Source organism: Pseudomonas sp. NPDC087626 (genome assembly GCF_044743405.1).
Classification (GTDB): Bacteria; Pseudomonadota; Gammaproteobacteria; order Pseudomonadales; family Pseudomonadaceae; genus Aquipseudomonas.
Map to the genome: position 1 here is coordinate 153,330 of NZ_JBIUWJ010000009.1, position 18,477 is coordinate 171,806.

The window sequence follows — 18,477 nt, forward strand, 5'->3', positions numbered from 1 at the left end:
GCGGTCAGATCACGAAGAGATCCATGAAGCGGTTCACCGGTGTCGCTTCAAGGGCTGCCTGATCCTTGCACAGGGCAAAGATCTGCGCCGAGCGCTGGGCAGTGAAGCGGGTGGCGAGGTTGGCCTTGAACTTGTCCTCGAGTAACGGAATGCCCTCGGCGCGCCGGCGGCGATGGCCGATCGGGTACTCCACCAGCACTTGTTCGGTACTCGAACCGTCCTTGAAAAACACCTGCAGGGCATTGGCGATCGAACGTTTGTCGGCCTCCAGGTACTCGCGGGTGAAACGTGGGTCCTCGACTATGACCATCTTCTCGCGCAGGACATCGATGATCGGGTGCGCGGCGTGGAACTGATCCTCGTACTGCTCGGCCACCAGGTTACCGAACGCCAGCGGTACGGCGGTCATGTACTGGATGCAGTGGTCGCGGTCGGCGGCGTTGGCCAGTTGCCCGACCTTGGAGATGATGCGGATCGCCGATTCGTGGGTGGTGATGACAATCCGGTCGATCTCGTGCAGGCGATTACGCACCTGCGGATGCAGGGTCACCGCCGCCTCGCAGGCGGTCTGCGCATGGAACTCGGCCGGGAAGCTGATCTTGAACAGCACGTTTTCCATCACGTAGCTGGCGTAAGGCTGGGAAAAACTGAAGGCGCGCTGATCCGCAGGCTTGAGCGCCAGGTCCTTGTTGGTGTGGCTGAACAGTACGTCGTAGAACCCCCATTGCGTGGCAGTCAGCGCGCCCGGAATGCCCATCTCTCCGCGCAGGGCGATGTCTGCCAGGCGTACCCCGCGACTGGACGCATCACCGGCGGCCCAGGATTTGCGTGAGCCGGCGTTCGGCGCATGCCGGTAGGTGCGCAAGGCCTGGCCGTCGACAAAGGCGTGGGACAGCGCCGCCAGCAATTGCTCGCGGCTGGCGCCGAGGAGTTTGGCGCTGACGGCGGTCGAGGCGACCTTGACCAGCAGCACGTGGTCCAGGCCGACCCGGTTGAAGGAGTTCTCCAGGGCAATCACCCCTTGAATCTCGTGGGCCATGATCATCGCGTCGAGCACCGCGCGCATGGTCAGCGGCGAGTCGCCATTGGCCAGGCGCTTTTGCGACAGGTGATCGGCCAGCGCCAGGATCGCCCCGAGGTTATCCGAGGGATGACCCCATTCCGCAGCCAGCCAGGTGTCGTTGTAGTCGAGCCAGCGGACGATGCAGCCGATGTCCCTGGCCGCCTTGACCGGGTCCAGGCGAAAACTCGTGCCTGGCACCCGGGCGCCAAAGGGCACGATCGTGCCTTCGACCATCGGCCCAAGGTGTTTGGTGCATTCGGGAAAACGCAGGGCCAGCAGGCCGCAGCCGAGGGTATCGAGCAGGCAGTTGCGGGCGGTGTCCAGGGCCTCCCGGGACTCGATCCGGTAGTTCAGGACGTAGTCGGCGATGTCCTGCAGGACCTGGTCATAGTCAGGACGGTTGTTTAAGTCAACGTTGGCGCTCATGTTCGATTCACTCGGGCAGTGGTTCGTAAATGGGACCTCGGTTCAGGGCTAACACGGACAACCTATTCTTATGATATTCCCCCCTGTAGGAGCGAGCTTGCTCGCGATGAACTCAAGAACAACGCGTTTAATCAGACGATACGCGTCATCGTTAACGTCCATCGCGAGCAGGCCGCAAGCGGGCGCTCGCTCCCACAAGGGGCTATGTTTCAAGGTTAGAACGAATCCCCCGGGACCCGCACCCAGCCTTCCATCAGCACTCGCGCGCTGCGGCTCATGATGGCTTTGGTCACGGTCCATTCGCCGTCCACCAGGTTGGCTTCAGCGCCGACCCGCAAGGTGCCGGATGGGTGGCCGAAACGTACCGCGTTGCGCTCGACGCCGCCGGCCGCCAGGTTGACCAGGGTGCCGGTGATGGCCGCCGCCGTGCCGATGGCCACTGCTGCGGTGCCCATCATTGCGTGGTGCAGCTTGCCCATGGACAGCGCCCGCACCAGCAGGTCGACATCGCCCGCCGCCACGGGTTTGCCGCTGGAGGACAGGTAATCGCTGGGCCGCGCGACGAACGCTACCTTGGGGGTGTGTTGGCGCTTGGCCGCTTCGTCGAGGTTGGCGATCAAGCCCATGCGCAAGGCGCCGTGAGCGCGGATCGTCTCGAACATGGCCAATGCCTTGGGATCGCCGTTGATCTCGCCCTGCAATTCGCGGCCGGTGTAACCGATATCCTCGGCATTGACAAAGATCGTCGGGATGCCCGCATTGATCATGGTCACCTGCAAGGTGCCAACACCCGGCACATGCAGTTCATCCACCAGGTTGCCGGTGGGGAACATCGAACCGCCAGCGCCCTCTTCCTCGGCCGCCGGGCTGATGAATTCCAACTGCACTTCAGCGGCCGGGAAGGTCACGCCGTCGAGTTCGAAATCACCGGTTTCCTGCACCGCGCCCTGGGTAATCGGCACATGGGCGATGATGGTCTTGCCGATGTTGGCCTGCCAGATGCGCACCACGGCCACGCCGTTGTCCGGCACCCGGGCAGGATCGACCAGGCCACTGCTGACGGCGAACGAACCGACCGCTGCCGACAGGTTGCCGCAGTTACCGCTCCAGTCGACAAACGGCTTGTCGATGGAGACTTGGCCAAACAGGTAATCCACATCGTGATCGGCCTTGAGGCTCTTGGACAGGATCACCGTCTTGCTGGTGCTCGAGGTCGCGGCGCCCATGCCGTCGATCTGCTTTTCGTAAGGGTCCGGGCTGCCAATCACCCGCAGCAACAGCGCGTCGCGCGCCGGGCCAGGAACCTGCGCCGACTCGGGCAAATCTTCAAGACTGAAGAACACGCCTTTGCTGGTGCCACCACGCATGTAGGTGGCGGGAATCTTGATCTGAGGTGCGTGAGCCATGATGGTCCTTAATGGGCCGGCGCGGGACTGACGCCCCGCGCGGCACGTTCTGTTAAACGGCGACAGCCGATTCGAGGAAGTCCTGGGCAAAGCGCTGCAGCACGCCGCCCGCCTCGTAGATCGACACCTCTTCAGCGGTATCCAGGCGGCAGGTCACCGGCACCTCGACCTGCTCACCGTTCTTGCGAGTGATGACCAGGGTCAGGGTTGCACGCGGGGTGCGAGCGCCCACCACGTCGTAGGTTTCGGTACCGTCGATACCCAGGGTCTTGCGGTCGGTGCCCGGCTTGAACTCCAGCGGCAACACGCCCATGCCGACCAGGTTGGTGCGGTGGATACGCTCGAAGCCTTCGGCCGCAATGGCCTCCACACCCGCCAGGCGCACGCCCTTGGCCGCCCAGTCGCGGGACGAGCCCTGGCCGTAGTCGGCACCGGCGATGATGATCAGCGGCTGCTTGCGCTCCATGTAGGTTTCGATCGCTTCCCACATGCGCATGACCTGGCCTTCCGGCTCGACCCGCGCCAGCGAACCCTGCTTGACCTTGCCGTTTTCCTGGACCATTTCGTTGAACAGTTTCGGGTTGGCGAAGGTCGCGCGTTGCGCGGTCAGGTGGTCACCGCGGTGGGTGGCGTAGGAGTTGAAGTCTTCCTCCGGCAGGCCCATTTTCGCCAGGTATTCGCCGGCGGCGCTGTCGAGCATGATCGCGTTGGACGGCGACAAGTGATCGGTGGTGATGTTGTCCGGCAGCACGGCCAGCGGGCGCATGCCCTTGAGTGGACGTGCCCCGGCCAACGCGCCTTCCCAGTACGGCGGACGGCGGATGTAGGTGCTCTGCTCGCGCCAGTCGTAGAGCGGCGTGACTTTCGGGCCGGTGTCTTCGTGGATGGCGAACATCGGGATGTACACCTGACGGAACTGCTCCGGCTTGACCGAGGCCTTGACCACCGCGTCGATTTCTTCGTCGCTTGGCCAGATGTCTTTCAGGCGGATTTCCTGGCCATCGACCACGCCCAACACGTCTTTTTCGATGTCGAAACGGATGGTCCCGGCAATGGCGTAAGCGACCACCAGTGGCGGCGACGCAAGGAACGCTTGCTTGGCGTACGGGTGAATCCGTCCGTCGAAGTTGCGGTTACCCGACAACACGGCGGTGGCGTACAGGTCGCGGTCGATGATCTCTTGCTGGATCACCGGATCCAGTGCACCCGACATGCCGTTGCACGTGGTGCAGGCAAACGCCACGACGCCAAAACCCAGCTGTTCCAGCTCATCGGTCAGGCCGGCCTCGTCCAGGTACAGGGCCACGGTCTTCGAACCCGGCGCCAGGGACGACTTGACCCACGGCTTGCGAGTCAGGCCCAGCTTGTTGGCGTTGCGCGCCAGCAGGCCGGCGGCAATCACGTTGCGTGGGTTGCTGGTGTTGGTGCAACTGGTGATGGCCGCGATGATCACCGCGCCGTCAGGCATTTGCCCTGGCACGTCATCCCATTGCCCGGAGATACCCTTGGCCGCCAGGTCCGAGGTCGCGACACGGGCGTGCGGGTTGCTCGGGCCGGCCATGTTGCGCACCACCGAAGACAGATCGAAGCTCAGGCTGCGCTCGTACTGCGCGCCCGCCAGGCTGTCGGCCCACAGGCCGGTCTGCTTGGCGTACTGCTCGACCAAACGCACCTGCTCGTCTTCGCGGCCGGTGAGTTTCAGGTAATCGATGGTCTGCTGGTCGATGTAGAACATCGCCGCGGTGGCGCCGTATTCCGGGGCCATGTTGGAAATGGTTGCACGGTCGCCCAGGGTCAGGCGCGATGCACCCTCACCGAAGAATTCCAGCCAGGCACCGACGACTTTTTGCTGGCGCAGGTATTCGGTCAACGCCAGCACCATGTCGGTGGCGGTGATGCCCGGTTGCAGCTTGCCAGTCAGTTCGACGCCGACGCTTTCCGGCAGGCGCATCCAGGAGGCACGGCCGAGCATCACGCTTTCGGCTTCCAGGCCACCGACACCGATGGCGATCACGCCCAGGGCATCGACGTGCGGGGTGTGGCTATCGGTGCCGACGCAGGTATCGGGGAACGCCACGCCGTCACGCACCTGGATCACCGGAGACATTTTCTCCAGGTTGATCTGGTGCATGATGCCGTTGCCCGGCGGGATCACGTCGACGTTCTTGAAGGCTTTTTTGGTCCAGTTGATGAAGTGGAAACGGTCCTCGTTGCGGCGGTCCTCGATGGCGCGGTTCTTCTCGAACGCCTCGGGATCAAAACCACCGCGCTCGACGGCCAGGGAGTGGTCGACGATCAACTGGGTCGGCACCACCGGGTTGACCTGCGCCGGATCGCCACCTTGCAGGGCAATCGCGTCACGCAGGCCCGCCAGGTCCACCAGGGCAGTCTGGCCGAGAATGTCGTGGCACACCACGCGCGCCGGGAACCATGGGAAGTCGAGGTCGCGCTTGCGTTCGATCAATTGCTTGAGCGAGTCGGTCAGGGTCGCCGGATCACAGCGCCGCACCAGGTTTTCCGCCAGCACGCGAGAGGTGTACGGCAGGGTGGCATAGGCGCCCGCCTGGATCGCATCGACCGCCGCGCGAACGTCGAAGTAATCCAGATGGCTGCCGGGAAGCGATTTGCGAAATTCAGTGTTCATCGTCAGGACTCGGTCACGGTAGTTTCAAAAGGTGGGGCCTGGCGCCAGTTTCGAAAACAACACAATCCACTGTAGGAGCGAGCCTGCTCGCGATGGTGTATCAGTCGACACCAATGTGGATGACACTCCATCGCGAGCAAGCTCGCTCCTACAGGGATCTGCGTTGAATTCAGATCCCTGCGTCAAACCCTCACCATTCAGCGTTGTTCGATTGGCACGAACTTGCGCTGTTCGACGCCGGTGTACTCGGCGCTCGGGCGGATGATGCGGTTGTTAGCGCGCTGTTCGAACACGTGTGCCGCCCAGCCGGTCAGGCGCGAGCAGACGAAGATCGGGGTGAACAGCTTGGTCGGGATGCCCATGAAGTGGTACGCCGAGGCATGGTAGAAGTCGGCGTTGGGGAACAGTTTCTTCTGCTCCCACATGGTCTTGTCGATGGCTTCGGAGACCGGGAACAGCACAGTGTCACCGACTTCGTCGGCGAGTTTTTTCGACCAGCCCTTGATCACTTCATTGCGCGGATCGTTGTCTTTATAGATCGCGTGGCCGAAGCCCATGATCTTGTCCTTGCGCTCGAGCATGCCCAGGGTGCCCTTGATCGCCTCTTCAGGCGAGGAGAAGCGCTGGATCATTTCCATCGCCGCCTCGTTGGCGCCACCGTGCAGCGGGCCACGCAGCGAACCGATGGCCGCAGTGATGCAGGAGAACAGGTCCGACAGGGTCGAAGCGCAAACCCGCGCGGTGAAGGTCGACGCATTGAACTCGTGCTCGGCGTAGAGGATCAGCGACACGTTCATTACCTTGACGTGCAACTCGCTCGGCTTCTCATCGTGCAGCAGGTGCAAGAAGTGACCACCGATGGACGGCTCGTCGCTGACGCAATTAATGCGCTTGCCGTCGTGGCTGAAGCGATACCAGTAGCACATGATCGCCGGGAAGGCGGCCAGCAGGCGGTCGGTCTTGTCGTGCTGCTCGCTGAAGCTGTGCTCGGCCTCCAGGTTACCGAGGAACGAGCAGCCGGTACGCATCACATCCATCGGATGGGCGTCGGCCGGAATGCGTTCGAGGACTTCTTTCAAGGCTTGCGGCAGGTCGCGCAGCTTGCTCAGCTTGGCCACATAGGCGTCCAGTTGCGCCTGGCTCGGCAGCTCGCCGTACAGCAGCAGGTAGGCCACTTCCTCGAACTGCGCATCCGCCGCCAGTTCGCGCACGTCGTAGCCACGGTAAGTCAGGCCTGCACCTTCCTGGCCAACGGTGGACAGTGCGGTTTGCCCGGCAACCTGACCACGGAGCCCGGCGCCACTCAATACTTTTGCTTCGGCCATTGCTGTCTCCAATCTTGAATTTTTTAGGGAATCGGCAAGTTCTTTCTGATTAACAACGTATATGTGTAGCAGCTGGCGAGTCCTTCGGACTCGAACACAGCCTCGCGGGCTCGGCAGCTGCTACAGGGTTTGCCTTATTTCTTTGCCGCGAACAGCGCATCGAGCTTCTGCTCGAAGGTGTGGTAGTCGATGCGATCGTAAAGCTCCATGCGCGTCTGCATGGTGTCGATGACGTTCTGCTGCGTGCCATCGCGACGGATCGCGGTGTAGACGTTCTCGGCGGCCTTGTTCATGGCGCGGAACGCCGACAGCGGGTATAGCACCAGCGACACGTCGGCCGCCCTCAGTTGCTCGGTGGTGTACAGCGGCGTGGCGCCGAACTCGGTGATGTTGGCCAGGATCGGCGCTTTCACGCGGCTGGCGAACAACTTGTACATCTCCAGCTCGGTGATGGCTTCCGGGAACACCATGTCGGCACCGGCTTCGATGCAGGCGGCGGCACGATCCAGGGCCGACTCCAGGCCTTCGACTGCCAAGGCGTCGGTGCGGGCCATGATCACGAAGCTGTCATCGGTGCGCGCATCCACGGCCGCCTTGATGCGGTCGACCATTTCCTGCTGGGTCACGATTTCTTTATTAGGACGGTGGCCGCAACGCTTGGCGCCGACCTGGTCCTCGATGTGGATCGCCGCCGCGCCGAACTTGATCATCGACTTGACGGTGCGGGCCACGTTGAAGGCCGAGGAACCAAAACCGGTGTCGACGTCCACCAGCAACGGCAGGTCGCAGACGTCGGTGATCCGGCGGACGTCGGTCAACACGTCATCCAGCCCGGTAATGCCCAGGTCCGGCACGCCGAGGGAGCCGGCAGCCACCCCGCCACCGGACAGATAAATAGCCTTGAAACCGGCGCGCTTGGCCAGCAGCGCGTGGTTGGCGTTGATCGCGCCGACCACTTGCAACGGCTGCTCGCTGGCAACCGCATCACGGAAACGCTGGCCTGGTGTGCTCTTGTTGGAACTCATGACTCACCTCGTGGAGTGACTGTCTGGTGGGCGCCGTCCTGATAGTGACGGGCGATGTTGCGTTTTGAAGCGCCGATGTGGCGACGCATCAACAACTCGGCCAATTCACCGTCACGGTCGGCGATGGCATCGAGAATTCGGTGGTGTTCGGCAAACGCCTGGCGTGGCCGATTGGGAGTGGCGGAAAACTGGATGCGGTACATGCGCACCAGTTGATACAACTCGCCGCAAAGCATTTGGGTCAGCGTGCGGTTGCCGCTGCCCTGGATGATCCGGTAGTGGAAGTCGAAGTCACCTTCCTGCTGGTAGTAGCCCACGCCTGCCTGGAACGCCTCGTCGCGCTCGTGGGTCTCCAGGACCCGGCGCAGCTCGTCGATGTCTTCGCTGCTCATGCGCTCGGCGGCCAGGCGACAGGCCATGCCTTCCAGCGACTCGCGGATTTCATAGAGTTCAATCAGTTCGGCGTGGCTCAGCGATACCACTCGGGCCCCGACGTGCGGTACGCGCACCAGCAGGCGCTGGCCTTCGAGACGGTGGATGGCCTCGCGCAGCGGCCCGCGGCTGATGCCGTAGGTGCGCGCCAGCTCTGGCTCGGAGATTTTGCTGCCCGGGGCGATGTCACCTTTGACGATGGCCGCCTGGATGCGGCGAAAGACGTTCTCGGAAAGGGTTTCCGAATCGTCCGAGGCCAGCACCGGGGGATCGAGTTGATCCAGCATATTGTCGACACCTTGTGAGTCAATGCGCCATAAACTAGCCAATACCTGCCTTCCAGTCAAAGGAAATAGAGTGATTGTCGACAATCGTCTAATAAACCCTTTGGATAAATCGAAATCGAAGGACCACCTCGGCGCTGGCACCAGAAAACCACCGTGCTAGAATGCCGCCCGCATTTGCCTGTCATCTTTTTATGGCAGGCACACGAGGCGCTTGTGCAGCAATGCCAGTCACCTTGAACTGAAGAATGGACAGCAACGCGCCAGGATTTATGAGACTCAAGCACCTCCCTTTATTGCTCTGCCTGTCCTGCCTGCCGAGCCTTGGCTACGCGGGTGAAAAGACCGTGTACGGCCTCAACGAATACGCCCAGCTGTCAGGCATCGACCTGGAAGTCGCGGCCAAACTCGACACCGGGGCCAAGACCGCCTCCCTCAGTGCCCGCGATATCAAGCGTTTCAAACGCAACGGCGAGTCCTGGGTGCGCTTCTACCTGGCTATCGACGCCGCCCACTCGCACCCGATCGAACGCCCGCTGGCCCGGGTCAGCAAGATCAAGCGGCGCGCCGGCGACTACGATCCCGAAGAGGGCAAGAAGTACACCGCACGTCCGGTAATCGAGCTGGATATCTGCATGGGATCGGCTTTGCGCAGCATAGAAGTGAACTTGACCGACCGAAGTGCATTCCAATACCCGCTCTTGATCGGCTCCGAAGCCCTGAAACGCTTTGATGCACTGGTCGACCCTAGCCTTAAATACGCTGCTGGCAAACCCGCCTGCGCCACCGACGTTCACACCGCAGAGTAATACCCATGCGCGCTCTTACCCTTCATCTGAAACTGCTGATCGCCATCCTGGTGGTGCTGGGCATTTCAGTTACGGCCTATCAGATTTTCGTGCTGGGCATCCCGGTGACCGAAGACGCCACCGACGACCTGTGGAACATCGACGCCAAGGTCGAGTTTGTCGCCAGCGCCAAGGACCCGGTAAAGATCCAAATGTTCGTGCCGCCCTTGAGCCGCGACTATGTCAGCCTCAATGAAAGCTTCATCTCCAACAACTATGGGGTGGCGGTCAACCGCGTCGACGGCAACCGCAAGGTCACCTGGTCGGCACGCCGCGCCAAGGGCAACCAGACCCTGTACTACCGCCTGGTGCTGACCAAGCGCTACACCGCCGATAAACCCAAGATCAAGGGCCCGACCTTCCGCGACAGCATCGCCATCGAAGGTCCGGAGAAGATCGCCGCCGAAGCCCTGCTCGCGCCGATCCGCCAGCACTCGGCCGACGTCGAGACCTTCATCAGCGAAGCGATCAAGCGGGTCAACAACAGCAACGACGACAACGCCAAGATGCTCCTGGCGGGCGACCCGGCGCCGGCGCACAAGGCCAAGATCGTCGAGCTGCTGCTGTCCATCGCCCACGTGCCGGTGGAAAAGGTCCACACCATTCGCCTGGTGGCCGACCAGCCCCAGACCCCGGAACTCTGGCTGCGCAGCTTCAACGGTACCGACTGGCTGTACTTCAACCCCGAGACTGGCGAGCAGGGCCTGCCAAGCGACCGCCTGCTGTGGTGGACCGGCGATGACAACCTGATCACTGTCGATGGCGGCAAGAAAGCCACCGTGACCTTCAGCCTGAACAACAGCGAAATGAACGCCATTCGCCTGGCCAAGCTGACCGACGAGAACACCGACGCCAACTTCCTCGAGTACTCGTTGTACGGCTTGCCCCTGCAAACCCAGCAGACCTTCATGATCATGGTCATGATCCCGATCGGCGTGCTGGTGATCCTGATCCTGCGCAACCTGATCGGCCTGCAGACCCTGGGCACCTTCACCCCGGTGCTGATCGCCCTGGCCTTCCGCGAGACTCAGTTGGGCTTCGGGATCGTGCTGTTTACCGTGATTACCGCCCTGGGCCTGTCACTACGCTCCTACCTTGAGCACCTGAAACTGCAGATGCTGCCGCGCTTGTCGGTGGTGTTGACGTTCGTGGTGGTGCTGATTGCCGCCATCAGCCTGTTCAGCCACAAGCTGGGCCTGGAACGCGGCCTGTCGGTGGCGCTGTTCCCGATGGTGATCCTGACCATGACCATCGAACGCCTGTCGATTACCTGGGAAGAACGTGGCGGTGGCCATGCCATGAAAGTGGCGATCGGCACCCTGTTCGCCGCCTCCCTGGCGCACCTGATCATGAGCGTGCCTGAGCTGGTGTACTTCGTCTTCACCTTCCCGGCGATCCTGCTGATCCTGGTGGGCTTCATGCTGGCCATGGGGCGTTATCGCGGTTACCGCCTGACCGAGCTGGTGCGTTTCAAAGCCTTCCTCAAGGCTGACTCGTAATGTTCGGTTTCTGGAAGACCTGGAAGGCCCTGGAGGCGCGGGGCATCATGGGCATCAACCGGCGTAACGCCGACTACGTGCTCAAGTACAACAAGCGCAGCCTGTACCCGATCGTCGATGACAAGATCATCACCAAGGAACGGGCGATCAAGGCCGGTATCCACGTGCCGCAGATGTACGGGGTGATCTCCACCGAGAAGGAAATCGACAAGCTCGGCGAGATCATCGACGGCCACAGCGACTTCGTCATCAAACCGGCACAAGGTGCCGGCGGTGACGGAATCCTGGTGATCGCCGACCGTTTCGAAGGGCGCTACCGGACCGTCTCCGGGAAGATCATCAGCCATGAGGAAATCGAGCACCAGATTTCCAGCATCCTCACCGGCCTGTACTCCCTGGGCGGCCACCGCGACCGTGCACTGATCGAGTACCGGGTGATACCCGACCAGATCTTCAAGAGCATCAGCTATGAGGGCGTGCCGGACATCCGCATCATCGTGCTGATGGGCTACCCGGTGATGGCCATGCTGCGCTTGCCGACCCGTCAGTCCGGCGGCAAGGCCAACCTGCACCAGGGCGCCATCGGCGTTGGTGTCGACCTGGCTACCGGCCTGACGTTGCGCGGTACCTGGCTGAACAACATCATCACCAAACACCCGGACACCACCAACGCGGTGGACGGCGTGCAACTGCCCTACTGGGACGGTTTCATGAAGCTTGCCGCCGGTTGTTATGAACTGTGCGGCCTGGGCTACATTGGCGTCGACATGGTGCTGGACCAGGAAAAAGGCCCGCTGATCCTCGAACTCAACGCGCGTCCAGGGCTAAACATCCAGATTGCCAACGACTGCGGGCTGACGTTGCGCACCCACGCGGTGGAAGCGCGCCTGGAAGAGCTCAAGACCCAGGGCATCAGCGAAACCGTGGAAGAGCGCGTGCGGTTTGTCCAGGACCGGTTCGGGCATATTCCTGCGGTCGAGGGCTGATCGCCGAAACCGCTGCACCTGTCGCCAGCAGGCTGGCTCCCACACTGGGTCCGTGGGGGAGCCAGCCTGCTGTTGATGGCCAATCCCCTCTAGGAGCATTTCCTACAGAGGACTACAATCGCCACCCCGCCTCAATGGCTGATCTACCCCGCTCATGTCGACCTGTTCCGTATACCCGCTGCCCTATCACGCCAACCCCGCCGAGTATTTCGCGGCGATCCGTCATGCTCCCGGCAGCGTGCTGCTCGACAGTGGCCGGCCGACCGCCGAGCGCGGGCGGTATGACCTGCTCAGCGCCTGGCCGCTGGCGACGCTGGCGGTCGCGCCGGATGAAAGCGGCGCAGGCTTCCTGCAACGCTTGCGCAGCACTCTCGGCCAATTGGGTGAAGCGACCATCCCGGCGCCTTTCGAACTGCCGTTCGCCGGCGGCCTGATCGGCTACCTCAGCTACGATTTCGGCCGGCACCTGGAGGCCCTGCCCCACCAGGCGCAAGACGACCTGCAACTGCCCGATGCGCGCTTCGGCCTGTATGGCTGGGCGCTGATCAGCGACCACCTGCTGGGCACCAGCCAACTGGTGTTTCACCCCCACGTCAGCGCGGCCGAGCGCCAGCGCCTGCGCGACGTGTTCAGCCAGCCGGCCGCAGCGAGCAGCGCGACTTTCAGCCTCGAGGGACCGATGCGGCCCGACCTCAGTCCTGAGGATTATCGGCAGGCATTCGAGCGCATCCAGCGCTACATCCAGGCCGGTGACTGCTATCAGGTCAACTTTGCCCAACGTTTCCGCGCGCAGTGCCAAGGCGACGCCTGGACCGCTTATTGCGCACTGCGGGCAGCGTGCCCGACGCCGTTCTCGGGTTTCCAGAGCCTGCCCGACGGCGGTGCAGTACTCAGTCTGTCACCCGAGCGTTTCGTCAAAGTCAGCCAGCGCCAGGTGGAGACCCGCCCGATCAAAGGCACCCGCCCACGCGGACGCGATGCCGCCGAAGACGCGGCCAATGCCGCTGAACTGCTGGCCAGCCCCAAGGATCGCGCGGAAAACCTGATGATCGTCGACTTGTTGCGCAACGACCTGGGCCGCACCTGCCGCATCGGCTCGGTGCGCGTACCGGAATTGTTCAGCCTGGAAAGCTACCCCAACGTGCACCACCTGGTGAGCAGCGTCACCGGCGAGCTGGCAGCCGACAAGGACGCCCTGGACCTGATCGCCGGTAGCTTTCCTGGCGGCTCGATCACCGGTGCGCCGAAAATCCGCGCGATGCAGATCATCGACGAACTGGAACCCACCCGTCGCGGCTTGTACTGCGGCTCGTTGTTGTACCTGGACGTGCGCGGGCAAATGGACAGCTCGATCGCCATCCGCAGCCTGCTGGTCAAGGACGCCCAAGTCTGCTGCTGGGGCGGCGGCGGAATCGTCGCCGACTCGCAGTGGCAGGCCGAGTATCAGGAGTCGATCACCAAGGTGAGGGTGCTGCTCGAAACCCTGCAGAACCTATAAAAACATCGCGAGCAGGCTCGTTCCCACAGGGAGCACATTCCATTGTGGGAGCGAGCCTGCTCGCGATAGCGTCCTCAAGGACGGTTACAGGCTCAACTCCCGGTTCGAAGCCTTGAGAAATTCCTGCTTCAACTCGGCAAACGTGTGCACCGCCGGAAACTGCGGGAACTCACGGATCACATTGTCCGGTGCATGGAACAGAATCCCGGCATCAGCCTCGCCCAGCATGGTGGTGTCGTTGTACGAATCACCCGCGGCGATCACCCGGTAGTACAGGCTCTTGAAGGCCAGGACCGACTGGCGCTTGGGGTCTTTCTGGCGCAACTGATAACCGGTGACCCGACCGGTCTCGTCGGTGACCAGGCGATGGCAGAGCAAGGTCGGGAAGCCCAGTTGACGCATCAGCGGTTGGGAAAATTCGTAGAAAGTGTCGGACAGGATCACCACCTGGAAGCGCTCACGCAGCCAATTGACGAACTCGATGGCGCCCTCCAGCGGCTTGAGGGTGCCGATCACTTCCTGGATATCGGCCAGCTTCAGGCCGTGCTCGTCGAGGATGCGCAGGCGCTGCTGCATCAGCACGTCGTAGTCGGGAATATCCCGGGTGGTTGCCCTGAGGGATTCAATCCCGGTTTTTTCGGCAAAGGCGATCCAGATTTCCGGGACCAGGACACCTTCCAGGTCGAGACAGGCAATTTCCACAACACACTCCCATTTGTACTGATTATTGAGTTGAGCGAGCAAAAGGACTGCCGAACTCTAGCGAGTCGCAACTCGCTGCGCAACGCAGACAAGCGCGCCAGCGGGCCTGGGTTTTTGCTAACATCGCCTGCATATAGAGCGCTTAGCGCCACAGACCTGTAGGAAACCGCCCTGATGAGCCCATCGTTCGACGTCGCTGAACTCGCCGCGACCTATGCCAACAAATCCGCCCAGGACATTCTCAAACTGGCCTTTGCCGAGTTCGGGGACGACCTGTGGATCTCCTTCAGCGGCGCCGAGGATGTGGTGCTGGTGGACATGGCCTGGAAGCTCAATAAAAACGTCAAGGTCTTCAGCCTCGACACCGGGCGCCTGCACCCGGAGACCTATCGTTTCATCGATCAGGTCCGCGAGCACTACAACATCCAGATCGAACTGGTGTCGCCGGACCACAGCAAGCTGGAACCTTTCGTCAAGGAAAAAGGCCTGTTCAGCTTCTACAAGGACGGTCACGGCGAATGCTGCGGCATCCGCAAGATCGAACCGCTGCGCCGCAAGCTCTCCAGCGTGCGCGCCTGGGCCACCGGCCAACGCCGCGACCAGAGCCCGGGAACCCGCAGCCAGGTGGCCGTGCTGGAAATCGACAGCGCGTTCTCCACCGCCGAGCGCCCGCTGTACAAGTTCAACCCGCTGGCGCAAATGAGCAGCGAAGAGATCTGGGGCTACATCCGCATGCTGGAGCTGCCCTACAACAGCCTGCACGAGCGCGGCTTCATCAGCATCGGCTGCGAACCCTGCACCCGCCCGGTGCTGCCGAACCAGCACGAGCGCGAAGGTCGCTGGTGGTGGGAAGAGGCCACCCAGAAAGAATGCGGCCTGCACGCCGGCAACATCATCAAGAAAGCCTGATCCTGGCGAGAGCACAGCTTGCTCGCGACCATCACGCCGCGCGATTCAGACCGCACTGAATCGCACAGCCCACTGCTGCTGCACAAACTGCTCGATGATGAAATCGACAAATACCCGGGTCTTGCCCGGTAGCAGTTTGTGCTCGGCGTAGTAGATGGCAATGTTGCCATCATCGACGTACCAGTCCGGCAACACCCGCTGCAACGTTCCCGCCTGTAGATAACCCAGCGCAAACGGCATGCTCACCAGCGCAATGCCCAGACCCTGGGTCGCCGTGGCACAGGCCGCTTCCGAGTCACTGAGGGTCATCCGCACCTTGAGGTTCAGCGGGCTGTGTTGCTGCTGGCGACTGGTCAATTGCCAGGAACGTACGCGACCGGTCTGCGGCGAGCGAATCAGGATGCCGTCGTGGTGGCGCAGATCATCCGGTTCGAGCACCGGCGGTTGGCGTGCCAGGTACTCCGGGGACGCCACCAGCACCCGATGGGCCGGGGTCAGTCGACGGGCGACCACCCCCTGGGGCAGCTCGAAGCCGCCGCCGATCGCCGCGTCGAAGCCCTGGCCGATCAGGTCGACCTGGCGGTTATCGAAATGCCAATCCGGGTTGATCGCCGGATAGCGCCCCAGGAACTCCCCCAGCAACGGCACGATGTACAACCGGCCGAACACCGTGCCCATACTGACCTTGAGGGTCCCGGCCGGACGCCCTTCGGCGCTGGCCAGGTTGGCCACCGCATTCTGGATCGTATGCAGGCTGGCGCTGACCTCACCGAGAAACAACTGACCGGCCTCGGTCAGCGTCAGGCGCCGGGTACTGCGCTGAAACAGCCGCACACCCAGGCGCGCCTCCAGCTTGGCGACACTCTTGCCCACCGCCGCCGGGGTCAGGCTCAAGCGTCGTGCAGCCTCGGCAAAGCTGCCGACCTCGGCGCTACGGACGAAGCATTCGATACTGCTGAAGGTTTCCATGATCGCCACTATAAACTTTTGGTTTACACAGACTATCGCAATCAGGGTCTACTCAGGGGGTAATGGGAAATCAATACTAGGCTCCATCAACCGGGACACTTCGCCTCGGGACTTTGGAGATCGACATGACCACTCAACCTCTCAGCGGCAAAGTAGCGCTGATCCAGGGCGGCTCCCGCGGTATCGGCGCGGCCATCGTCCAGCGCCTGGCCGCTGAAGGCGCCGCCGTTGCCTTTACCTACGTCAGCTCCACCGCCAAGGCAAAGGAGCTGCAGGACAGCATCATTGCCACAGGCGGCAAAGCCCTGGCGATCCAGGCCGACAGCGCCGATGCCGTGGCCATCCGCCAGGCGGTCAATAGCACCGTGCAAACCTTTGGGCGGCTGGACATCCTGGTCAACAACGCGGGCGTGCTGGCCATTGCTGCGTTGGAGGATTTCAAACTCGAAGACTTCGACCAGACGCTGGCTATCAATGTGCGCAGCGTGTTCATCGCCAGCCAGGAAGCCGCACGGCACATGGGCGCCGGCGGTCGCATTATCAACATCGGCAGCACCAACGCCGACCGCATGCCCTTCGCCGGTGGTGGCCCCTACGCCATGAGCAAGGCCGCCCTGGTCGGCCTGACCAAGGGCCTGGCCCGCGACCTGGGTCCACGGGGCATCACCATCAACAACGTGCAACCCGGCCCGGTCGACACCGACATGAACCCGGCCCACGGCGAGTTCGCCGAAAGCCTGATCCCGCTGATGGCTGTGGGCCGGTATGGCACCGCCGCCGAAATCGCCAGTTTTGTTGCCTACCTGGCCGGTCCGCAAGCGGGATACATCACCGGGGCCAGCTTGACCATCGACGGTGGTTTTGGCGCCTGAGGCCTTTACAGGTACAACAAAACGCCGGGTAACCCTGCACAGGTTACTCGGCGTCTTGTTGTGCCTGGATCACTGGTCAGGCTGTTTCAAGTGCCGGCAAGCCATAGGCCTGCAGCGAAAAAGCCTTCAACGAACGCAAGATGCTGTCGGCATGCGCATACTTTTCGTCAGCCATGGCCGCGTCCGGCACCGCTACCGCGGTCATCCCCGCCGCTTTCGCCGCAGTGACACCAAATGGCGAATCCTCGAACACCAGGCAATCCTCAGGCGCTACGCCCAGGCGGCGCGCGGCGGTGAGAAAGATATCCGGGGCCGGCTTGGCGGCACCGACTTCAGGGTCGTCGGCGGTGACGATGGTGTCGAACAGCGCGAACCAGTCACGGTGCAAGGTGGTTTTCTGCGCGAAGGACTGACTCGAAGAACTGGTGCCCACGGCAATCGGAATGTTGTTGGCCTGCAAGTGCTCAACCAACTCCCGGGCCCCGGGCATCGCCAGCGCAAGAGGAAAACGTTCCTGCATCAAGGGTTCGCGAATCCGCAGGAACTCCTCGGCACTGATGGGCAACTCTAGCGCCTGCACCACATAACGCGCCAGGTCGGCGGCGCCACGGCCGATGATGTTCTGCTTGATGCTCCAGTCGAACGTGCGGCCGTAGCGTTGCGCGATGATCTGCGTGACCTCGGTGTAAATGCCCTCGGTATCCAGCAACAGACCATCCATATCAAAAATCACGGCCTTGATCGGGCCCAACTCCAGCTGTGCACTCATCGCATCTGATCCGTTATCAACACAACATTCCAGGAACGGCTCAGGTACGGCCATGGCCCTGATCGACCGCGCAACGGTCGAAGAAAGGGTTCAGCAGCATAACGAGCCTGGTTTACATGGGGCAACCATTTGCCAGTCGCAACATCGACAGCAGGGCCCAGGGTGAATCTCGAGCGCAGGGAAAGCGTGAGACGTTAACTTATTATTTTATAAGATAACTGTTGATTAACTTATGGAAGACTTATTAGACTCTCATGAACGAAATCTACTGGACCCGCAAAGCCGTCAAGCAACTGCTGCGGATACACAGTGACCAGCAACGGAAAATACGCGACGCAGTCACGCTGCTCGAACGCATGCCCGATGTGAGCAACGTCAAAGCCCTGGGCCCTCATGCCTATGGCTATCGACTCAGGATCGGCAACTACCGGGTGTTATTCGAGTGGGACGGCGCGATCCAGGTGATCAGCATTCAAGAGGTCAAAAAACGCGATGAACGCACCTACTGAGATTCAAATCATCAAGGGCCCGGACGGCGAGCCGGCCTTTGTGGTCATCCCCTATCAGCAGTACATCAGCCAAACCGGCACTGCCGAGCTGATTCCACACTCGGTGGTCAGCCGCATTGTCGACGGGGCCACCCCGATCCGCGCGTGGCGCGAGCACCTGAACCTGACCCAGGAAGAGGTGGCCAGGCGCCTGGGCATTTCCCAGCCGGCGTTTGCCCAACAGGAGGCGGTCAACAAACCGCGCCGCGCCACCCGAGAAAAGATCGCCACGGCATTCGGCATCCGCGCCGATCAACTGGAGCTGTGAACCC

General features: G+C 62.1%; 17 protein-coding genes. 8 read left to right on the top strand and 9 right to left on the bottom strand.

Annotated features, from left to right (window positions below; all coding sequences use genetic code 11):
* Positions 1–4: 4 nt before the first annotated feature.
* The 6 genes from prpD to ACIOVD_RS10245 form a co-directional block, all read right to left on the bottom strand.
* On the bottom strand, positions 5–1,489 hold the full coding sequence (gene prpD, locus ACIOVD_RS10220) for a 2-methylcitrate dehydratase (RefSeq protein ID WP_401127424.1): 1,485 nt from the start codon (positions 1,487–1,489) through the stop codon (positions 5–7).
* A gap of 215 nt (positions 1,490–1,704) precedes the next feature.
* Positions 1,705–2,895: a 2-methylaconitate cis-trans isomerase PrpF gene (gene prpF, locus ACIOVD_RS10225; protein ID WP_401127426.1), complete on the bottom strand. Its 1,191-nt coding sequence runs from the start codon at positions 2,893–2,895 to the stop codon at positions 1,705–1,707.
* A gap of 52 nt (positions 2,896–2,947) precedes the next feature.
* Entirely contained in the window at positions 2,948–5,539 is a 2,592-nt protein-coding gene (acnD, locus tag ACIOVD_RS10230; RefSeq protein ID WP_401127428.1) for a Fe/S-dependent 2-methylisocitrate dehydratase AcnD, read from the bottom strand.
* A gap of 197 nt (positions 5,540–5,736) precedes the next feature.
* Entirely contained in the window at positions 5,737–6,864 is a 1,128-nt protein-coding gene (prpC, locus tag ACIOVD_RS10235) for a 2-methylcitrate synthase (RefSeq protein WP_159997130.1), read from the bottom strand.
* A gap of 134 nt (positions 6,865–6,998) precedes the next feature.
* Positions 6,999–7,889, bottom strand: a complete 891-nt coding sequence (prpB, locus tag ACIOVD_RS10240) for a methylisocitrate lyase (RefSeq protein ID WP_095165503.1) — start codon at positions 7,887–7,889, stop codon at positions 6,999–7,001.
* A complete protein-coding gene (locus ACIOVD_RS10245; protein ID WP_095165505.1) occupies positions 7,886–8,608 on the bottom strand; it encodes a GntR family transcriptional regulator in 723 nt (240 codons plus the stop codon). The genes prpB and ACIOVD_RS10245 overlap by 4 nt, the downstream gene beginning before the upstream one ends.
* Positions 8,609–8,877: 269 nt before the next feature.
* Between ACIOVD_RS10245 and ACIOVD_RS10250 the strand changes: the two genes are divergently transcribed.
* The 4 genes from ACIOVD_RS10250 (at position 8,878) to pabB (ending at position 13,436) form a co-directional block, all read left to right on the top strand.
* Positions 8,878–9,414, top strand: coding sequence for an ATP-dependent zinc protease (locus ACIOVD_RS10250; protein ID WP_095165650.1), 537 nt, complete (start codon positions 8,878–8,880; stop codon positions 9,412–9,414).
* A gap of 5 nt (positions 9,415–9,419) precedes the next feature.
* Entirely contained in the window at positions 9,420–10,952 is a 1,533-nt protein-coding gene (locus ACIOVD_RS10255) for an inactive transglutaminase family protein (protein ID WP_095165507.1), read from the top strand.
* On the top strand, positions 10,952–11,938 hold the full coding sequence (locus ACIOVD_RS10260) for an alpha-L-glutamate ligase-like protein (protein WP_320332703.1): 987 nt from the start codon (positions 10,952–10,954) through the stop codon (positions 11,936–11,938). The genes ACIOVD_RS10255 and ACIOVD_RS10260 overlap by 1 nt, the downstream gene beginning before the upstream one ends.
* Positions 11,939–12,092: 154 nt before the next feature.
* On the top strand, positions 12,093–13,436 hold the full coding sequence (gene pabB, locus ACIOVD_RS10265) for an aminodeoxychorismate synthase component I (RefSeq protein ID WP_401127432.1): 1,344 nt from the start codon (positions 12,093–12,095) through the stop codon (positions 13,434–13,436).
* 84 nt (positions 13,437–13,520) lie between these two features.
* Here pabB and thrH read toward each other — a convergent pair whose 3' ends face one another.
* Positions 13,521–14,138 carry a bifunctional phosphoserine phosphatase/homoserine phosphotransferase ThrH gene (gene thrH, locus ACIOVD_RS10270; RefSeq protein WP_095165513.1) on the bottom strand — a complete coding sequence of 206 codons (618 nt, stop codon included), beginning with the start codon at positions 14,136–14,138 and terminating at the stop codon, positions 13,521–13,523.
* Between the two features lie 174 nt (positions 14,139–14,312).
* On the opposite strand from thrH, the gene ACIOVD_RS10275 reads away from it, so the two are divergent.
* Positions 14,313–15,047, top strand: coding sequence for a phosphoadenylyl-sulfate reductase (locus ACIOVD_RS10275; protein WP_095165515.1), 735 nt, complete (start codon positions 14,313–14,315; stop codon positions 15,045–15,047).
* A 45-nt stretch (positions 15,048–15,092) separates the two neighbouring features.
* Here the strand turns inward: ACIOVD_RS10275 and ACIOVD_RS10280 are convergent, their stop codons facing one another.
* Positions 15,093–16,016: a LysR family transcriptional regulator gene (locus ACIOVD_RS10280; protein WP_095165517.1), complete on the bottom strand. Its 924-nt coding sequence runs from the start codon at positions 16,014–16,016 to the stop codon at positions 15,093–15,095.
* 125 nt (positions 16,017–16,141) lie between these two features.
* On the opposite strand from ACIOVD_RS10280, the gene ACIOVD_RS10285 reads away from it, so the two are divergent.
* Positions 16,142–16,888 (top strand): 3-oxoacyl-ACP reductase family protein, encoded by a 747-nt coding sequence (locus ACIOVD_RS10285; RefSeq protein WP_401127435.1) that lies wholly within the window; start codon positions 16,142–16,144, stop codon positions 16,886–16,888.
* 76 nt (positions 16,889–16,964) lie between these two features.
* On the opposite strand, the gene ACIOVD_RS10290 is transcribed toward ACIOVD_RS10285, so the two are convergent.
* Complete coding sequence (locus ACIOVD_RS10290; RefSeq protein WP_401127437.1) at positions 16,965–17,657, bottom strand: HAD-IA family hydrolase; 693 nt, start codon at positions 17,655–17,657, stop codon at positions 16,965–16,967.
* 254 nt (positions 17,658–17,911) lie between these two features.
* Between ACIOVD_RS10290 and ACIOVD_RS10295 the strand changes: the two genes are divergently transcribed.
* Together ACIOVD_RS10295 and ACIOVD_RS10300 are read left to right on the top strand one after the other, a co-directional pair.
* Entirely contained in the window at positions 17,912–18,166 is a 255-nt protein-coding gene (locus ACIOVD_RS10295) for a type II toxin-antitoxin system RelE/ParE family toxin (RefSeq protein WP_401127439.1), read from the top strand.
* Complete coding sequence (locus ACIOVD_RS10300) at positions 18,150–18,473, top strand: helix-turn-helix domain-containing protein (protein ID WP_095165524.1); 324 nt, start codon at positions 18,150–18,152, stop codon at positions 18,471–18,473. The genes ACIOVD_RS10295 and ACIOVD_RS10300 overlap by 17 nt, the downstream gene beginning before the upstream one ends.
* Positions 18,474–18,477: the final 4 nt, after the last annotated feature.

Excerpts from the sequence above, each read along its gene's own strand:
- prpD (WP_401127424.1), bottom strand. The coding sequence starts at position 1,489 with ATGAGCGCCAACGTTGACTTAAACAACCGTCCTGACTATGACCAGGTC.
- prpF (WP_401127426.1), bottom strand. The coding sequence starts at position 2,895 with ATGGCTCACGCACCTCAGATCAAGATTCCCGCCACCTACATGCGTGGT.
- acnD (WP_401127428.1), bottom strand. The coding sequence starts at position 5,539 with ATGAACACTGAATTTCGCAAATCGCTTCCCGGCAGCCATCTGGATTAC.
- prpC (WP_159997130.1), bottom strand. The coding sequence starts at position 6,864 with ATGGCCGAAGCAAAAGTATTGAGTGGCGCCGGGCTCCGTGGTCAGGTT.
- prpB (WP_095165503.1), bottom strand. The coding sequence starts at position 7,889 with ATGAGTTCCAACAAGAGCACACCAGGCCAGCGTTTCCGTGATGCGGTT.
- ACIOVD_RS10245 (WP_095165505.1), bottom strand. The coding sequence starts at position 8,608 with ATGCTGGATCAACTCGATCCCCCGGTGCTGGCCTCGGACGATTCGGAA.
- ACIOVD_RS10250 (WP_095165650.1), top strand. The coding sequence starts at position 8,878 with ATGAGACTCAAGCACCTCCCTTTATTGCTCTGCCTGTCCTGCCTGCCG.
- ACIOVD_RS10255 (WP_095165507.1), top strand. The coding sequence starts at position 9,420 with ATGCGCGCTCTTACCCTTCATCTGAAACTGCTGATCGCCATCCTGGTG.
- ACIOVD_RS10260 (WP_320332703.1), top strand. The coding sequence starts at position 10,952 with ATGTTCGGTTTCTGGAAGACCTGGAAGGCCCTGGAGGCGCGGGGCATC.
- pabB (WP_401127432.1), top strand. The coding sequence starts at position 12,093 with ATGTCGACCTGTTCCGTATACCCGCTGCCCTATCACGCCAACCCCGCC.
- ACIOVD_RS10275 (WP_095165515.1), top strand. The coding sequence starts at position 14,313 with ATGAGCCCATCGTTCGACGTCGCTGAACTCGCCGCGACCTATGCCAAC.
- ACIOVD_RS10280 (WP_095165517.1), bottom strand. The coding sequence starts at position 16,016 with ATGGAAACCTTCAGCAGTATCGAATGCTTCGTCCGTAGCGCCGAGGTC.
- ACIOVD_RS10285 (WP_401127435.1), top strand. The coding sequence starts at position 16,142 with ATGACCACTCAACCTCTCAGCGGCAAAGTAGCGCTGATCCAGGGCGGC.
- ACIOVD_RS10290 (WP_401127437.1), bottom strand. The coding sequence starts at position 17,657 with ATGAGTGCACAGCTGGAGTTGGGCCCGATCAAGGCCGTGATTTTTGAT.
- ACIOVD_RS10295 (WP_401127439.1), top strand. The coding sequence starts at position 17,912 with ATGAACGAAATCTACTGGACCCGCAAAGCCGTCAAGCAACTGCTGCGG.
- ACIOVD_RS10300 (WP_095165524.1), top strand. The coding sequence starts at position 18,150 with ATGAACGCACCTACTGAGATTCAAATCATCAAGGGCCCGGACGGCGAG.